The organism is Celeribacter baekdonensis, assembly GCF_900102315.1.
Lineage (GTDB): Bacteria > Pseudomonadota > Alphaproteobacteria > Rhodobacterales > Rhodobacteraceae > Celeribacter > Celeribacter baekdonensis.
On sequence record NZ_FNBL01000003.1, the window covers coordinates 130,858 to 144,914 of the forward strand.

The following is a 14,057-nucleotide window of genomic DNA, read 5'->3' on the forward strand; positions in this document are numbered from 1 at the left end:
ACAGGGCTTCCCTCAACTGATGTATACAACATTAGGCGAATCGCCTGAGTGTCAAGGAAAACGGCCCAAAAACATCCTTATTTTTCGGCTTTACACGTGAAAACGTCCTATAGAATCGCACAAGATGTGCACAATATGCGAGAAATACATGCCTATTGAGAATGCCCCTTTCTCCCGTTTTGAATATGAACGGCGCATCCGTTTGACACGCGAGGCGATGAATGCGTCTGGAATCGACATCCTTTTCGTCACGAATCCGTCGAACCAAAACTGGCTCACCGGATATGACGGCTGGTCATTTTATGTGCATCAAGGCGTGATTTTGAGTCTCGACAGCGATCCGATCTGGTGGGGACGGATGCAAGACGCCAATGGCGCCAAGCGCACCGTCTGGATGGAAGACGAGAACATCCTCCACTACGCGGATCGCTATATTCAGGCCACCGACATCCATCCGATGGAAGACCTCGCCTCGCATCTGCGGATCATGGGATATGGCGACAAACGCATCGGGATCGAGATGGAGACCTATTACTTCACTGCCCGCGCCTTTGCCGTTTTGGCGCAGGGGTTGCCGGAGGCCGAACTGGTAGATGCCTCCAGTTTGGTGAACTGGAACCGGCTGATCAAATCCTCTGAGGAATTGGATTTCATGCGCCGGGCCGCGCGCATTTCCGAACTGGTGATTGAGCGCGCGATTGAATTGGCCGAACCGGGCATGCGTAAACACGATCTTGTTGGCGAGATGTTCAAAACGTCGGTGCAGGGCGAAGACGACAGTTGGGGCGACTACCCGGCCATCGTGCCGCTTTTGCCCTCGGGCGCGGATGCTTCTGCGCCGCATTTGACATGGAACGGCGAGGCGCTGAAAAAGGGCGAGGCGACGTTTATCGAACAATCCGGCTGTTATCGCCGCTACCATGCGCCGCTGTGTCGGACGATCTTTTTCGGCAAGCCGCCCGGCTATATGAGTGACGCGGCTCAGGCGCTGACCGAGGGGTTGAACGCCGGGATCGAGGTGGCGCGCCCGGGCAACCGGGCCTGCGACATCGCCCGCGCTTTGGATGCGGAACTGATCAAAGTGGGGATCGAGCGTCCGAACCGCTGCGGCTATGCTGTCGGTCTGTCCTATCCGCCGGATTGGGGCGAACACACGGTCTCCTTGCGCGCCTTTGATGAAACAGTTTTGGAGCCGGGCATGACCTTTCACTTCATGCCGGGACTGTGGATGGACGGTTGGGGGATGGAGACGACGGAGACAATCCTGATCCGCGAAGACGGGCCAGCGGAGCCTTTGTGCAATGTGCCGCGCAAGCTGTTTGTGAAGGACTGATCATGTCCGATCTCGACCGCTGCCAAAGCATTCTGGCCGATCTCATCGCCTTTCCCTCGGTGTCGTCCGAGAGCAACCTGTCCGTGATCCACTATATCGCGGACAGGTTGGAGCGTGCGGGCGCGCGGGTGGAGGTGCTCAAAGACCCGGGCGGTACAAAGGCCAATCTGTTTGCCACGCTCGGGCCGGAGCGTGCGGGTGGGCTGGTCCTGTCCGGGCACACCGATGTGGTGCCGGTGGCAGATCAACCGTGGAGCAGCGATCCGTTTGATATGGTGGAGCGGGACGGCCGGCTCTATGGCCGCGGCACCTGTGACATGAAAGGGTTCATCGCCACCTGTCTGACCAAACTCGACACGCTCAAAGCGGCGACACGCGAACACCCGATCCATTTCGCCTTTACCCATGACGAAGAGGTCGGCTGTCTCGGCGCGCGCGATCTTGTGCAGGTGCTCAAGGCGCGCGACATCCGGCCCGCGATGGCGCTGATTGGTGAGCCGACGCAGATGCGGGTGATCGAAGGGCACAAGGGCTGTTGCGAATATACCGTAACCTTTACCGGCGTGGAGGGGCATGGATCGGCACCGGAGAAAGGCGTCAACGCAATCGAATATGCGGTGCGCTACATCAACCGGCTGCTTGTTTTACGACAGGTCTTGATCGACCGCTGCCCGCCCCATTCACGGTTTGACCCGCCGCACACCACGATCAACATCGGCGGCCTCCACGGCGGTCATGCCCATAATGTCATCGCGGGCAAAGCCACGTTAGAATGGGAAATGCGCCCGACCTCTTTGGCGGATTATGATTTGGTGCTGCGCGATCTGGCGCAGTATGTCGGCGACGTGTTGTTGCCGGATATGCGAGCGGTCGCACCGCAGGCGGAGATCACCACCGAAGTGATTGGCGAGGTCGCGGGCCTCACACCCATGGACGAGAACGCCGCGCGCGATCTTTTGTATCGCCTCACCGGGGCCAACACCGCCGATGTTGTGCCGTTTGGAACCGAAGCCGGGCTTTTTCAAGAGATCGGTATGAGTGCGGTGATTTGTGGTCCCGGATCCATTGACCAAGCTCATAAGCCCGACGAATATGTTGAACGCGATCAGCTTTGCCAAGCCATGGCAGTGCTGGATCGACTTGGGGAGACCTATGGCAGACACGACAGAGACTGAACCGATGGACATGATGCCCGAACCGTTGCGGGCGCGTGAACGTGCAGAGCGCATCCATGCGGATATTCGCAGCCGCATCTGCATGTTGGACTACCCGCCGGGCATGAAACTTTCGGAAACGGCGCTGGCCGCCGAGCTTGGCATTTCGCGCACCCCCATTCGCCGCGTTTTGGCGCGGCTTGAGGACGAAGGGCTTGTGACCTCGGTTCATGGGGTCGGCACCATGGTCACCAATGTCGATTATAGCGAGATGTCACAGGTTTATCGGCTGCGCAAAGAATTGGTGCTGTTGCAAACCGTGCTTGATCCGGTTCACCCCGACGCCACGTTTTTGCAACGGTTCCGGGCCTTGTATGCCCGCTCCGAGGCCCTCAAAGCCGCCCCATCGGCGCGCGACTTTTCCCTTTTGGACCAAGACACGTTTCTGACCTTGTTGGACCTCACCGCCAATGCCCCGCTGCGGACAATGGCGGAACGGCTGTATTTTCGCACCGCGCGCATTTGGCTACAACAGGTGACCGGATCACAGATTGATTTGATGCAGGAAATCGACATTTACGCCCGCGAACTCCAAGACCTGTTGGGGGCGCTGGAACTCGGCGATCTGGATGCTGTCGGCCATATCCGCCGTGGCCATATTTCCATGAGCTTTGCCCGCATGCGCGTCTAAAGCCCCCGCCAACTGGGGCGCAGTGCCCAGAGGCTGGCACACACCGGAGGGGTTACCGCCCAAAGACTGCATCCGGCAGACGCAGGATCAGATTGGGGTCTGGGCTGATGTCTGACCAAACGGACCAAAGGCTATCATGGCCGACGCCAAAGAAATTGCCGCCGGTTTGGGTCAAGAGGCTGGTGATGATCTGAACATGCAAATGCGGTGCCCAACCGCCGTTTTCATGCCAATCCCCCAGCGGCGCAAGGTCTTGGCCGATGGCAATCTCTGCCCCTTCGGCGAGACCGGGGAGGGGGGCACCAAGGTGGCCATAAAGGGTCCAAAACGACAGACCCTCCGCCGTCCTATGTTCCAAAATCACAGTATGGCCGTAATCCAGAGGATCGGCGTTATAGGCCACGCGATGCATCCGTCCGGGCAAAGGCGCGCAGACCATCGTGCCAGCGGGTGCGAAAATGTCGATGCCCAAATGGCGGCTGCGCGGCTCTGGCCCGGAGGCATCGCGGTATTGATCGGCCATATAAATGCTGCGCTGTTCGCCATAAAGGCCATAGCCGTAAAGCGGCTGGTTGGCGGGCAGATCGGGGGCGCGTTGCCCGGTGAACCACGCATCAAAGGCCCGATCGGAAAAGGCGGGCATTCCGGCGCGATCCGAGGGCAGCGGCAGGGACGCCGTGCCATTGGGATCGGGGCGCATCACCGGGGCCACCGCCACGCGCGCAAGATCGGCACGAATGGCCGCCGCATGGGGGATTGGCGCATGGCCCAACCCATAGCGGATCACAGCGGTCAAAAACGCCGGGTCCAGCGCCTCAAGCCTTTGGATCAGCGCGGCATCCTGGGCCGGATCAAGAGCGGTGCGGACATGATCATAAAGCCCATCCGCCTGATCCTCTGGCACAGACACTCCTGATACGGTCACCCCGTCGAGACAGGCAACAATCGCCCGGTGCAGATCCGGCGCATCGCGCAGAGCCTCACCCAGCTTTTGCGCCAATTGGGCGGGCATTTCAATATGGCGCATCAGGGGCCTCCTTGGCAGAGCGACAAGCGGAACGGCAGAGGATTACAGCATTGAGCCAGTGTCAATGAACCTTTGATGCCAACTCAACGCCTCGCGCAGATCATGCGGCGTATGGCCGCCAAAGGAGCTCTTTTTCGCCCGCTCGAAATACTCTCGCAACGCATCGCGATACATTGGATGGGCGCATTTTTCGATGATCAAAGCGGCCTTCTTTTTCGGGTCCAAGCCGCGCACATCGGCCAGGCCGTGTTCGGTGACAATCACCTGCACGTCTTGGTTGATGTGATCGACATGGCTCGCCATCGGCACAATCGCGGAAATGGCACCGTTTTTGGCGGTAGACGGCGTCATGAAAATCGACAGATAGGCGTTGCGGGCAAAGTCGCCCGAGCCGCCGATGCCGTTTTGAATGCGCGACCCCATGACGTGGGTCGAGTTCACATTGCCGTAAATATCCGCCTCGATCAGCCCGTTCATCGCGATACAGCCAAGGCGGCGCACCAGTTCGGGGTGGTTCGAAATCTCTTGCGGTCGCAGGATCAATTTGTCGCGAAAGAGCCGGGCATGGGTGTTGAAATACTCGGCCTTTTCCGGGCTAAGCGAAAAGGCGGTGGCGGAGGCGACGCGCAAGGTGCCCGCCTCGATCATGTCGAGCATCCCGTCCTGGATCACCTCGGTGAAGGCGGTCATTTGCTCAAACGGTGCTTTGATCAACCCGGCCATCACCGCATTGGGCACGTTGCCGACGCCTGATTGCAGCGGCAACAGGCTGGGCGGCAGGCCTGCGCGTTTGGCCTCCCACATCAAAAACTCAAGGATGTGATCGGCAATCGCCTCCGCCGTGTCGCCGGGGGCGGAAAACGGTGCGTTGCGGTCGGGGGCGTCGGTTTTGACAATGGCGACGATTTTGGAGGGATCGACCTTGAAATGCGGCTGACCGATGCGATCATCGGGTTTGATCAACGGGATCGGCACGCGGTTCGGCGGCAAGGCCGTGCCGTAGTAAATATCATGCATCCCGTCGAGCATCTCGCTTTGCCAACTGTTGACCTCAAGGATGATTTTATCGGCGCGTTCCAACCATGTTTTGTTGTTGCCGATGGAGGAGGAGGGGATCAAATCGCCCTCGGCCGTGATGCCGGACACCTCGATGATCGCAGTGTCGAGCGGGCCCAAAAAGCCCTGCCATGCCATCGGCGCGACCTGTGACAGATGCATGTCGACATAGTTCATTTCGCCGGCGTTGATCTTTTGCCGCGCGATGGGGTCGGAGTTGTAGGGCAGGCGAAAATCAATGCCATCGGCCTTGGCCAAGGCACCGTCAAGCTCCGGTCCCGTCGATGCGCCAGACCAGATTTTGATCCGAAACGGATGGCCTGCGCTATGCTCGGCCTCAATGCGCGCCGCCAGAGCGAGCGGCACAGCTTTGGGATACCCCGAGCCGGTAAAGCCACTCATGCCCACCGCCGCGCCATTGTGAACAAGGCTTGCCGCGTCTTCGGCATTCATGATTTTGGAGTGAAGCGATTGTGGGGCGATGCGCGAGGGTTGGGTCACGAAGGGTCTCCATTTTAACACGGATTCCGGGCGTGAAGTGGGAGTATCACGGCAAATGGGGTCCCCTCCCGCCATCAGCGCCCGATGTTCCTCGCATCTACGCCTTCGATGGAAGGAGGGTCCAGCACATTCTCAAGGCGCAACCCCGCTATGCGGATTCGCACAGATATGTGATAATTTATTTGCAAAACCGATCAATCTGACCGGTTTTGCAAAGCCGTTTCGCAGGCCATTCCGCTGTGGGTTTGAGTGCCCTCAAACTTGGCTTTAGGCCCGGTGCCCACGCGCCACGCGCAGGAATTGAACCACACGCGACGCAGGTCGCGCGCCCTGCGTGTCTGGCCGGTCTGTGCGGCTGAGTTGGTCCCAAATCGGATGTCTGCGCGCCGTGCGATCCAGTTTTGCAAACTGCACAAGGCGGTGGTTTTTATGCGGATCGTGGTGGCGATGATGGGCGTCAAAAACAGTATGATGGGTCATCAAAATTCCTCCTCTGAGAGGGAAAGCCTAGCAGAAAATCGGCATTTTGTCAGGTGGCGCTTGCGAAGGATATTGATCAGGCGGGCTTTGGCTCAGATCCTGCCCGCCGCACCCGCCAGCGCCACAGCACGATCCCGGCCAGAATGACGATTGCCATCGACAATAAAAATGGCGCGCCGGGCAGGTAATGCGCCGTGCCGGGGCGCGAAAAGATTGCGAAGGTTTCGGTCATGATCAAGGGGCTGAGGATGGTCGCCATGGCGGCGATGGAGCCGATCACGCCCTGCAATTCGCCCTGTTGGGTGTCGGGCGTGGCGCGGCTCATCGTGCCTTGCAATGCCGGGAGGGTGACCGACGAAATCCCCGACAGCACGGTGACGATCCACACCAGCGGCACGCTACTGGTCACGCCCAAAGTGGCAAACACAACGATATCGGCCAAAATTCCGCCCATGGTGACGCGATACGCACCAAAGCGGCTCACGAGTGGTCCGATCAACACCGATTGCGCCAGGCCCATGGAAAGGCCAAAGGCAAACAGCGTCAGCCCAATCATCCGCGCGTCAAATCCAAATTTTTCAACGCCATAAAACGACCAGATCGCCGGGTAGACGAAATAGGCCATTTCATAGAGGCCAAAGACCAGCAAAAGCGGCTTAACCCCGGACAGTGATCCAATGGCGCGAAAGGCGGCAAAGGGATTGGCGCGGGTCCAGTGAAACGGCCGACGTTTGTCGCGGGTCAGGCTTTCGGGCATGACCAAAAGGCCAAAGACCATGTTCAACCCAGCGATGCCCGCCGCCGCATAAAACGGGGCGCGCGTATCAATTCCGGCCAAAAGCCCACCAATCATCGGCCCCACCGCAAAGCCAACGCCCATCGCCGCATGGACAAGACCAAAGCGTTTTTCGCGATCTTCAGGCGCGGAAATATCGGCCATATAGGCGGCGGCGGTGGCATGGGTCGCCGCAGTCAATCCGGCGATCAACCGCCCGATCAGCAACAGCCAAATCGTGTGTGCCACCGCCATCACCAGATAATCGAGCATCATCACGAACAGCGCTGAGATCAGAACAGGTTTACGGCCAAAGCGATCCGACAGATTGCCCACAATCGGCCCAAACAGAAACTGCATCACCGCATAACCGGTGGCCAAAACCCCGCCCCAAAGCGCCGCATCGGCCAAGGTCCGCCCGGTCACGTCACGGATCAGATCGGGCATGACCGGAAAGATCAGGCCAATGCCGATGCCGTCGATCAAGACGGTGAACACGATGAACAAGATCGGAAGATGACGCAACATGACGGGCCCCTGACACAGACTGCGCCTTTTTGACCGTCAAAGCCGCCGCTGTCTATCCGTCTTTGCGCACAGCCTTGATGAGCAGATCCGCCAGGCTGTCCGGGTGAGAGAAATAGGGGGAATGGCCCGCAGCGAGGCGATGCACATGGTCCTCAGGCCAGTCTTTGACCATTTTTTCCTGCTCTTCCGGCGGGATGGTGCGGTCATCCGTGCAAAGCACATAATCGCGCGGCAGGGTGGTGGAGCGCGCGGTGATCGTCAGGGGCGTTTCTTGCGGGCGGATCGCCTGCGCCCCCAGATGCGGCAGGGCATAGGCCACGGCCTGAGCCGGGCAATCATGAAACAGCGTCGCCTCGACGGTGTCAGCGCGAAAGGTGAAAGCCTTGCCGTCCGGGGTTTTTGCAATCGCGGCCAAAACCGGATGCGCGCTGGCACTGCGGCGCATGTCGCCAAGGCTTTTGCCATCCTCGGGCACATAGGCGCACACGTAGATCAACTGCGCGACATGTTCGGGCGCGGCCTCGGCGGCGGCAGTGATCGCATAGCCACCGGCGGAATGGCCGACCAAGATCACCGGCGTGCCAATCTTACCGATCTTTTGGAGGATCGCATCCCGATAGAGATCAAGCGTCACCTCGGTATAGGGCGTGGGATCATCGCCATGCGAGGGCAGATCCATCGCGTGAACCGTGGCCCCGCGCGCCGCAAGTGCCGGGATCAGATCGCGCCAACACCATGCGCCATGGGCGGAACCATGGATCAAAAGAAAGACCGGATCAGACGTGCCAAACTCAGACGTGCCCAATTCAGACATGGCCGATCTCCTGTAAGAATGTCGTCAAAAGTGCCGCAAACGCCTCTGGCGCATCCACGGGCGGCAAATGCCCGGAACGCTGAAGCAATTCGAACCGCGCACCGGGGATGATATCCAAAGTTTCGCGCATCAAATCGGCGGGGGTCGATCCGTCATAGCCGCCGCCAATGCCCAAACACGCCAGACGTAAGCCCGAGGTGGGCGTGTAAAAATCCGTGCCCGCAATTGCGGCACAGCACCCCAAATAGCCCTCAACAGAGGTGTCCAAAATCGACTGACCCCAGCGTTTGGCCGTCTCAGACTTGCGAAATCCGGGGGCGAACCACCGTTCAAGCGTCGGCGCGACGATGCTTTCAAGCCCATGTGCCTCGATCTCGGCGATGCGTTTGTTCCAGACCGAGCGGGTGCCGATTTTGGCCGCCGTGTTGGACAGGACCAGCGCGCGGATGTGATCCAGCCGCTTGACCGCCAGGCCCTGCGCGATCAACCCGCCGATGGAAATCCCAACAAACACCGCATCGCGCACCGCCAAATGATCCAACATCCGTTCTGCATCGCGCACCAAAGCGCCCATAGAATAGGGGCCTTTCGGCACGTCAGACGCCCCATGCCCGCGCAGGTCATAACGGATGATCCGAAGGCCATTGGGCAAAAGCGGCAGGACATCATCCCACAGGTGCAAATTGGTGCCCAAGGCATGACAAAACACGATGGGCGGACTCGTGCGCGGACCGTCATCTTCAACGTTGAGGGTAATGTCGCCGAGATCGACCCGCATCTGATCGCTCCTTTTAGAATGCGTGCAAATCATAGGGGGCGGAGCGGCGGGTCTCAATGGGGGAGACGCGCCACAAACCGCGCGATCACATCAAGGCTTTCAGGCTCGTCCAAAAACGGCACATGGCCGCGATCCTTTACCTCGGCGCAGATCATATCCGGGCGGCGCTTGCACATCTCGTCCATGCAGGCGCGCGGCAAAAGGGTGGAGTTTTCGCCCCGCAACAGCGCCAAAGGCAGCCCCGCAAGCGCCTCGAACAAAGGCCAAAGATCGGGCACGGCCCCGGTCACGCTTTGTGCCTCAATCGCGTCTCTGAGCTTCGGATCATAGCGCAGTTCCAGCCGCGCCTTGCCTTCGGTCCAAATCCGCCGCGCATAGGTCAGCCATTGCGCCCGGCTGAGGTTGGGGAATTGATCGCCCAAAGCGCGGGGCAATTTGTCGGCGGCGTCCTCAAACGAACGATAGGCCGAGGGGCGACCGAGATAATCCATGATATGGCTCAGACCGCGCGGGTCCATCTCTGGCCCGATGTCATTGAGCAACACGCCAGACAGCCGATGTTTGGCGCTGATCGCCAAGACCATGGCAATCAACCCGCCGCGCGAGGTGCCCAAAATGGCGGCGCGGTCCAGCCCCAGATGATCCAAAAGTGCCAGCGCATCCGCGCCCTCTTGCGGTAGGGTGTAATTGAGGAAATTCGGATCATAATCAGACGCCCCGCGCCCGCGACTATCAACGCGAATAACTGTGGCCCGGTCCGCGAAATGCGCCACCACAGGTTCGAAATCATCCATGTTGCGGGTCAGTCCAGCGAGGCACAAAAGCGCGGGGCCTTTGCCCTGAACGTCATAGGCCAACGAGAGACCATCGGCGGTTTTGAAAGTCTCAGGCATAGGCGGCGATCTCCGGGATTTGGGTCAGATCAGAGAGGATATGAGCGGGCTGTCCGGGCATACGGTCCACGGGGAGGGACGCGCGGTTCACCCAAGCGGTGACAAAGCCAAACCGTGCCGCCCCGGCGATGTCCCAGCCATTGGAGGACACAAACAACACCTCTTCGCGGGCGCATTGGAACCGGTCCGGGACCATTTGATACACCCGATCCGAGGGCTTGAAAATGCCGACCGTGTCAACCGAGAGCACATCGTCCAACAGGCGGTCTAGCCCCGCCGAAGACACCGCAGCATCGAGCATGTCATGCGAGCCGTTCGACAGGATCGCGGTGGAAAACCCTTTGTCTTTCAGGGTTTGCAACATGGCGGGCACCTCAGAGTAGGCGCTCAGCTCCTGATAAAGCTGTAACAATCGCGCCCGCAATGGTGGATCATCCTCAAGGCCCGCACGCGCCAGTGCCCAATCGAGCGCATCCATGGTGACGGTCCAAAACGGCGCGTGATCCCCCATGATTGCGCGCAGCCAACTGTATTCCAACTGTTTGGCGCGCCAATCCTGCGCCAGTTGGGGCCACAGTGGCGCAAGGCGCGAAAACTCGGGTTCATGTGCGGCGCGCTGGGCGGCAGAGGTGACATCGAACAACGTGCCATAGGCGTCGAAAATACAGGTGGTGATGGTCACATGAGCCTCCCTTGCCGTCGGCTCAGACTGTCATGGAGCGCGCCCTGAGGAAAGAGGAGATGGTGTGGGTTTCAGAGCAACCCGGACAAAAGCCAGAACCCGCCGGTGAAATGTACGGTCAGGGTAAAGGCATAGCTCGCCATCACCAAAAGCGCCTGATTTGGCGTCAGGCGGCTTTGGTCGGGACGGCGGATGTGGAACAGGCTTTGCACGCCCGCGGCGGCGAGGATCATCATCGCCACCGAGTGATCGCGCAGAGCCGCCGAGGCAAAGGCGGCGGTCATGAACAGCGTGATGACACGCCCGAGACGCGGCCAAAACGCATCCGAAACTGCCCGCACAACCCGACCGCCACCAAAGGGCAGGAAGGGCAAAAGCATGATGAAATTGAACGTGCCCAACATGATTGCGGTGCTGCGCATGACATCGGCAAAGAGAGGTGCGGCCAAGGCAAAGCAGTGAAACAGGCCAAAGGCGAGGATCATCGGCACAATCGCCAAGGCGGGCGCATAGAGCGCGGCAAAGCTTTCCTCAAGCGCGTGATCAAAGGGGCGATCCGAGCGAGGTGTTGCCACATAGGGCAGGGGGATCAGACGCACCCGCGCCACCTCATGACCCATGATCCGACAGGCCAGAGCAGAGCCAAATTCATGCAACAAAGCGGCACACACAAAGCCAATGCCAAGCAAAGGCGAGGTCAGCGCGGCGACCGCGACAGTGAGTGCAAATCCCATCACAACGCCCGTGCCATCAAACCCGCTTGTGGTCATCCGGCCCTGATGGGTTGACACCCCTTTGAGCAGAGGCAGGGAAAATATCCCCAAAAGGATGGCGAAGAAAAGGAATGTCATAGCGATTTGAGACGGGCCCTTTGGCGTTGGTCTTTGGGTTTTTGATGGGACGCAAACATGGCGACACTGTGGCAGATGGCGGATTGAGCGGCAAAACATGTGCAGTCAACACAGTGTTTCTGAAATGAAAACGTTTAAAAAGGCTTTCAAATTTGTCAAAAAATCCATGAAAATGCAAAATTTCAGAACAGGGGATGATTTGTCCGTCCCGCCTGCTACACCTATAGCTCGGACGCCCCCGTTTGGAGACAATGATGAACAGCACGGTTGAGAGACTCCGCGAAGCCCTGCGGCAAATACAAGATCAATTGGAACGGGATGCCTTGGCGGCGCGTGAAAAGTTTCAATATCGTCTGACCAACGGTCGGGTGGTGTTTGAGGAAGAGGCCCGCAAACGCGGACGGCTTTTGCGGGTGCGTTTGTCGGTGTTTATCCGCCGCGCCCGCCCCTGGGAGGTGATCACAGCGCCGATCATCTACAGTTTGATCGTGCCCTTCGTGATCCTGGATCTCTTCGTCACCGTCTATCAGGCGATCTGTTTCCCGATCTACGGCTTGCCAAAAGTTGAACGCAAAAAATACATCGCCGTGGATCGGCACAAACTGACCTATCTGAACTTTATGCAAAAGCTCAATTGCGTCTATTGCGGCTATGGCAACGGGCTTTTGGCCTATGTCCGCGAAGTCGCCGGGCGCACCGAATATTATTGGTGTCCGATCAAACACGCCAGCCATCTGTCCGGTCGTCACGAGCAATATCAGAACTTTTTGGAGTTCGGTGATGGTGAAGCGTGGGATGAAAAATTCATTGAAATGAAAGGCAAAGCCCGCGCCTGTGAGGACTGTAGCGGGGGGTGCCACTAAAGCGTCAGGGGCGAAGCATCATATCCGCCACATTCTGCGCGATCATCATGGTGGGCGCATTGGTGTTGCCCGCGATGATCTGCGGCATGATAGAGGCATCCACCACGCGCAGACCCGACACGCCGCGCACCCGTGCTTGCGCATCCACCACAGAACCCGCGTCCCTCCCCATCCGGCAGGTGCCGACCGGGTGATAAATCGTCTCTGAGCGGGCGCGAATATCCTTTATGAGCGCCTCGTCACTTTGCAAGGCCGCACCGGGCAGGACCTCGGATGCGACATGGCGTGCGAGGGCGGGCGCGGCCATCACCGAGCGGGCAATTTTAAGGCCGGATAAAAGCGTTTCCATATCCTCGGGGTGGCTCAAATAGCCCGCTTCAATCACCGGCGCGGCCCTTGGATCACTTGAGGCCAAAGTGATCCGTCCACGCGATTTTGGCAAAAGGTCACAGACATGCAACGTCATGCCGTAGCCAAAGGAGGTCTTGCGCCCATGGTCGCGCAGATAGGCCGGGATGAAATGGAATTGCAGATTGGGGCGCGGCTGATCGGGATCCGAGCGCACGAAACCACCTGCTTCAGCCACGTTGGAGGTCAGTTCCCCACGTCGTTTGCGGCCAAAGTCCCAAGCGGCGCGCAGGGCGCGGGGCAGGTAGGTGGGCGCAATGCCAATCGGCAGGCGATTGCGGGCGGCAGACATCACCGTGATGTCGAGATGATCGGCCAGATTTTCGCCCACCTCAGGCGCGTCATGCCGCACCTCGATCCCCTGCGCGCGCAACATCTCGCCCGGACCGATGCCCGAGAGCATCAACAGATGTGGCGACTTAATCGCCCCGGCACTGAGGATCACCTCGCCACCGGGATTGAGCACAATCTCACGATCCCGCAGCGCAACGCCATGGGTCTCGGTGCCCTTGAACATCACCCGCGTGACTTGTTCTCCGGTCAAAATCGTCAAATTGGCCCGACCGCGCACCGGGTCCAAAAACGCCCGCGCCGCTGAGAACCGTTTGCCGTCTTTCTGAGTGACTTGGAACAGGCCCACCCCCTCCTGATCCGCGCCATTAAAGTCGCGCCGCTCTGTCAATCCCGCCTCGACACCGGCCCGCACAAAGGCATGCGACAGCGGGTTTGGACTGCGCAGATCGGAGACGGACAGAGGGCCGTCCACGCCATGATACGCATCCGAAATCTGCGCATTGCCTTCCAATCGTTTGAACAGCTCAAAGGCGCGCGGCCAATCCCACGCCGCACCCGCTGCCCGCGCCCAGCCCCGGTAATCCTCCGGGTGCCCGCGCATATAGATCATCGCGTTGATCGAAGACGACCCACCCAAAACCCGTCCACGCGGCCAAAACAGGCGGCGGTGGGTCAGGTTTGGGTCGGGGGCGGTGTGATCATTCCAATTATAGCCTTTGAGGTGCGCCAAAACCGCCAACCCCAAAGGAATGTGAATGAAGGGCGAGCGATCCTTGCCCCCGGCTTCGATCAAACAAACCCGCTTGCTTGGATCGTCCGACAGGCGATTGGCCAAAACGCATCCCGCAGACCCCGCACCAACAATGATATAATCAAACATGCTGCTCTCCCCCTTGAGGAGAGGCTACATAAGTTGAACGACCTGTCAG

The 14,057-nt window shown here is 59.3% G+C and carries 14 protein-coding genes; 4 read left to right on the forward strand and 10 right to left on the reverse strand.

Annotation, left to right across the window (positions count from 1 at the left end; all coding sequences use genetic code 11):
- The first annotated feature begins 148 nt into the window (after nucleotides 1–148).
- From BLT54_RS07120 to BLT54_RS07130, 3 genes are read left to right on the forward strand one after another with little or no spacing between them, the layout of a single operon-like run.
- Nucleotides 149–1,333, forward strand: a complete 1,185-nt coding sequence (locus BLT54_RS07120; protein WP_074642845.1) for a M24 family metallopeptidase — start codon at nucleotides 149–151, stop codon at nucleotides 1,331–1,333.
- A 2-nt stretch (nucleotides 1,334–1,335) separates the two neighbouring features.
- Entirely contained in the window at nucleotides 1,336–2,508 is a 1,173-nt protein-coding gene (gene argE, locus BLT54_RS07125) for an acetylornithine deacetylase (RefSeq protein ID WP_074642847.1), read from the forward strand.
- Nucleotides 2,486–3,178, forward strand: a complete 693-nt coding sequence (locus BLT54_RS07130) for a GntR family transcriptional regulator (protein WP_074642850.1) — start codon at nucleotides 2,486–2,488, stop codon at nucleotides 3,176–3,178. The genes argE and BLT54_RS07130 overlap by 23 nt, the downstream gene beginning before the upstream one ends.
- 52 nt (nucleotides 3,179–3,230) lie before the next feature.
- On the opposite strand, the gene BLT54_RS07135 is transcribed toward BLT54_RS07130, so the two are convergent.
- From BLT54_RS07135 to BLT54_RS07175, 9 genes are all read right to left on the reverse strand, one after another.
- On the reverse strand, nucleotides 3,231–4,205 hold the full coding sequence (locus tag BLT54_RS07135; protein WP_083351734.1) for a peptidoglycan DD-metalloendopeptidase family protein: 975 nt from the start codon (nucleotides 4,203–4,205) through the stop codon (nucleotides 3,231–3,233).
- Between the two features lie 42 nt (nucleotides 4,206–4,247).
- Nucleotides 4,248–5,762 (reverse strand): succinyl-CoA:acetate CoA-transferase ScpC, encoded by a 1,515-nt coding sequence (scpC, locus tag BLT54_RS07140; protein ID WP_218129375.1) that lies wholly within the window; start codon nucleotides 5,760–5,762, stop codon nucleotides 4,248–4,250.
- Nucleotides 5,763–6,029: 267 nt separating this feature from the next.
- Nucleotides 6,030–6,242, reverse strand: coding sequence for a hypothetical protein (locus tag BLT54_RS07145; RefSeq protein WP_074642852.1), 213 nt, complete (start codon nucleotides 6,240–6,242; stop codon nucleotides 6,030–6,032).
- Nucleotides 6,243–6,318: 76 nt separating this feature from the next.
- Entirely contained in the window at nucleotides 6,319–7,545 is a 1,227-nt protein-coding gene (locus tag BLT54_RS07150; protein ID WP_074642855.1) for a TCR/Tet family MFS transporter, read from the reverse strand.
- A 52-nt stretch (nucleotides 7,546–7,597) separates the two neighbouring features.
- Nucleotides 7,598–8,359, reverse strand: coding sequence for an alpha/beta fold hydrolase (locus BLT54_RS07155; protein WP_074642857.1), 762 nt, complete (start codon nucleotides 8,357–8,359; stop codon nucleotides 7,598–7,600).
- Complete coding sequence (pcaD, locus tag BLT54_RS07160) at nucleotides 8,352–9,137, reverse strand: 3-oxoadipate enol-lactonase (RefSeq protein ID WP_074642860.1); 786 nt, start codon at nucleotides 9,135–9,137, stop codon at nucleotides 8,352–8,354. Before pcaD ends, BLT54_RS07155 begins: the two co-directional genes overlap by 8 nt.
- Nucleotides 9,138–9,190: 53 nt before the next feature.
- Entirely contained in the window at nucleotides 9,191–10,030 is an 840-nt protein-coding gene (locus BLT54_RS07165) for an alpha/beta fold hydrolase (protein ID WP_074642863.1), read from the reverse strand.
- A complete protein-coding gene (locus tag BLT54_RS07170) occupies nucleotides 10,023–10,712 on the reverse strand; it encodes a haloacid dehalogenase type II (protein ID WP_074642865.1) in 690 nt (229 codons plus the stop codon). Before BLT54_RS07170 ends, BLT54_RS07165 begins: the two co-directional genes overlap by 8 nt.
- Before the next feature lie 71 nt (nucleotides 10,713–10,783).
- On the reverse strand, nucleotides 10,784–11,563 hold the full coding sequence (locus BLT54_RS07175) for a zinc metalloprotease (RefSeq protein ID WP_074642868.1): 780 nt from the start codon (nucleotides 11,561–11,563) through the stop codon (nucleotides 10,784–10,786).
- A gap of 254 nt (nucleotides 11,564–11,817) precedes the next feature.
- Here BLT54_RS07175 and BLT54_RS07180 point away from each other — a divergent pair, with 254 nt between their 5' ends.
- Complete coding sequence (locus BLT54_RS07180) at nucleotides 11,818–12,426, forward strand: hypothetical protein (protein WP_074642870.1); 609 nt, start codon at nucleotides 11,818–11,820, stop codon at nucleotides 12,424–12,426.
- Nucleotides 12,427–12,430: 4 nt separating this feature from the next.
- Here BLT54_RS07180 and BLT54_RS07185 read toward each other — a convergent pair whose 3' ends face one another.
- A complete protein-coding gene (locus BLT54_RS07185) occupies nucleotides 12,431–14,008 on the reverse strand; it encodes a GMC family oxidoreductase (protein ID WP_074642873.1) in 1,578 nt (525 codons plus the stop codon).
- Nucleotides 14,009–14,057 lie beyond the last annotated feature (49 nt).